3 protein-coding genes are annotated in these 2,790 nt (G+C 34.3%); all 3 read left to right on the top strand.

The window, feature by feature from the left end:
- On the top strand, window positions 1-961 hold a 961-nt coding region (locus CVU84_17580), incomplete at its 5' end, for an ATPase (GenBank protein ID PKM93097.1).
- Window positions 962-1,263: 302 nt separating this feature from the next.
- Window positions 1,264-2,250, top strand: coding sequence for a lantibiotic ABC transporter (locus tag CVU84_17575; protein PKM93096.1), 987 nt, complete (start codon window positions 1,264-1,266; stop codon window positions 2,248-2,250).
- 207 nt (window positions 2,251-2,457) lie between these two features.
- A partial coding sequence (locus tag CVU84_17570; GenBank protein PKM93095.1) for an ATPase occupies window positions 2,458-2,790 on the top strand: 333 nt, incomplete at its 3' end.

Here is a 2,790-nt window from a genome sequence, read left to right as displayed (position 1 = left end):
TCAAATCACTTACATTTTTATTGATGAAGTTCAAAACTGCAAAAATTTTGAAAAGGCAGTGGACAGTTTGTTTATCAAAGAGGACACAGATGTCTATATCACAGGTTCAAATGCGTATATGCTTTCAGGGGAACTAGCAACACTGCTTTCAGGGCGATACATCACCATTGATATGCTGCCGTTGTCGTTTAGGGAATACTATGAAGCTAAAAAAGATACCGGGAATAGTAAAAAGGAATTATTCAATGACTACATGAAGTGGGGATCATTTCCCTATTTAGCAACCATTGAAAAAAATCCTAATGTTATTCATCCTTATATTGAAGGCATTTACAACACAATTTTGATTAAGGATATTGCCAAACGTGAAGGCATAACGGATGTCTCACTGCTTGAAAGCATTATAAAAGTCTTGATGAGCAGTATCGGAAGTCCCATATCTATCAAAAAAATCAGTGATACGCTCAACTCATCAGGACGCAAGATTTCTGTAAACACAGTAGCCTCATACATGAATGCACTCACAGATAGTTATTTGTTCTACAAAGTGGATCGGTATGACATCAAGGGCAGACAGTTTCTAAAGACGCTAGGGAAGTATTACCTTGTCGACATGGGTATTAGAAATTTGTTGCTTTCAGGGTATTCCACGGATTTAGGAAATGTAATAGAAAATATCACTTACCTTGAGCTGCTGCGAAGAGGTAACAAAGTCAGTATCGGAAAGTTGGCAGAAAAAGAGATTGACTTTGTAGCGGTAAATTCAGATGAGATTATCTATTATCAGGTCGCTGCGACGGTCCTTGATGCAACAACCCTTCAAAGAGAATTACTTCCCCTTAATAGAATTCCGGATCATCATAGAAAAGTGCTTTTGAGTTTAGATGAGATAGGGGTGCCTGCAAATTATGAAGGGATTGGACATCTAAATCTTGTGGATTGGTTGCTGGAGGAGGAATAGGCATGCTACAGCCAATGTCCGGAATCAGCAATTCTCATAGGCGAAGGTACAAAAAATAAGACGAAATATCCACGCAACTTATATGTATCAAATATCTATCCTGGCTATGTAGCTGGGGTAGATTTTTATTTGTGAACTATTATTTCATTCTTACACATATTAGTGATGAACACAGTGATGATATGGCATTTGAAAAGATTTGAAGAAGGACTATATAATTATTTGTATATGACATGCTGTTGTCATGTTATATTTGATATAATAAAAGAAAAGAAATTACATTTGAGAAAGAAAGGAGATACATGACACATTTAATCAAGAATATTAAACCATTTATCGGCCAGCATTGTGAAACAACTGCGACCGGAACATTGCTAAACCAAATTGGTATTGAGCTCTCTGAACCCATGCTTTTCGGCCTAGGAGAGGGACTGGGTTTTATATTTTGGAATATGAAGATAATGGATTTTCCTTTCTTTGGTGGAAGAATTAAGCCAGATGCTTTAACTCAAAATATTGCAAAAAATTTAAACTTAAAATTAGAAGTTAAGGAAACTACATCATCAAAAAAGGCTTGGGAAAATACCCGAAACAAAATTGTTAATGATATTCCCGTTGGGCTCAAACTTGATTGCTATCATTTGGATTATTTTACAAATAAGATGCACTTTGCAGGGCATTATGTAGCCATGTATGGATATGATGAAAGTTTTGCTTATTTAGTAGATACCAAACAACAAGGTAGTCAAGTGAAAACTTCGCTTAAAAACCTTGAGCTGGCAAGAAAAGAAAAAGGTCCGATGTCATCGAAAAATTTAAGTTATACAATACAAAGTATGAATAAAGATTATGACCTAAAAAAATCAATTGTGGTTGCTATAAAGAATAATGCTAAAGATTATCTGAACCCTCCAATAAAAAATATCGGATATAAAGGAGTACTAAAATCCAGTCAAGAAATAAAACAATGGTTTAGAAATAGCAAGAACATTGAAAGTGATTTTAAAACAACCGCAATGTTGATGGAAAAGGGCGGGACTGGTGGCGCTCTATTTAGAAATTTATATCGAGATTTTTTAAAAGAAAGTTATGATTTGCTAAAAATAGAAAAGCTAAATGATGCGTATGAAATGTTTACTGAAATAGCGCTTTTGTGGACAAAGGTTTCTGATTTATTTGAAAAGACTGCAGAAACGAGAAGCATCGATTATATAAATCAAGCATCAGGGATTTTGGTTGATTTGTCTAAAAAGGAAAAAAGAGTAATGGAGTTATTGTTAGAAATATAAAATACAATGAGAGATTAATACCATTAGACCTCGTGAATATGATGGTTTCCAATTGATTCTTTGAAGGCAAAGAAATAAAAATACCCCTTGAGGCACCTATTCATGTGAGAAAAGTGTCGAAATATGAAAAGTTTTTTCTGCACAGAGAAAAAACTTTTACAAGGTTATTGGTAAGCGGTATAATGAGTTTTAAGAGAGGTATTCGATATGATTAGCAGAAAAAATTATCTGGAAAAACTCATTGCTAATAAGGACCATAAAATCATTAAGGTGGTTACAGGTGTTAGACGTTGCGGAAAATCAACGCTTTTTCGTTTGTACATTGACTATCTCAAGTCAATTGGCATCCAAGATCATCAAATTATAGCGATTAACCTTGAAGATATTGACAATGAGGAATTGCTTGATTACAAAAAGTTATATAACTATGTTAAGGAACGGCTTTGCAAGGATCAAATCACTTACATTTTTATTGATGAAGTTCAAAACTGCAAAAATTTTGAAAAGGCAGTGGACAGTTTGTTTATCAAAGAGGACACA

Source organism: Firmicutes bacterium HGW-Firmicutes-1 (genome assembly GCA_002841625.1).
Taxonomy (GTDB): Bacteria; Bacillota; Clostridia; order Lachnospirales; family Vallitaleaceae; genus HGW-1.
Note: the sequence above shows the minus strand (reverse complement) of the source record. Positions and strands in the feature narration are given on the sequence as shown.

Coding starts and splice junctions, on each gene's coding strand:
- CVU84_17575 (PKM93096.1), top strand. CDS start 1,264: ATGACACATTTAATCAAGAATATTAAACCATTTATCGGCCAGCATTGT.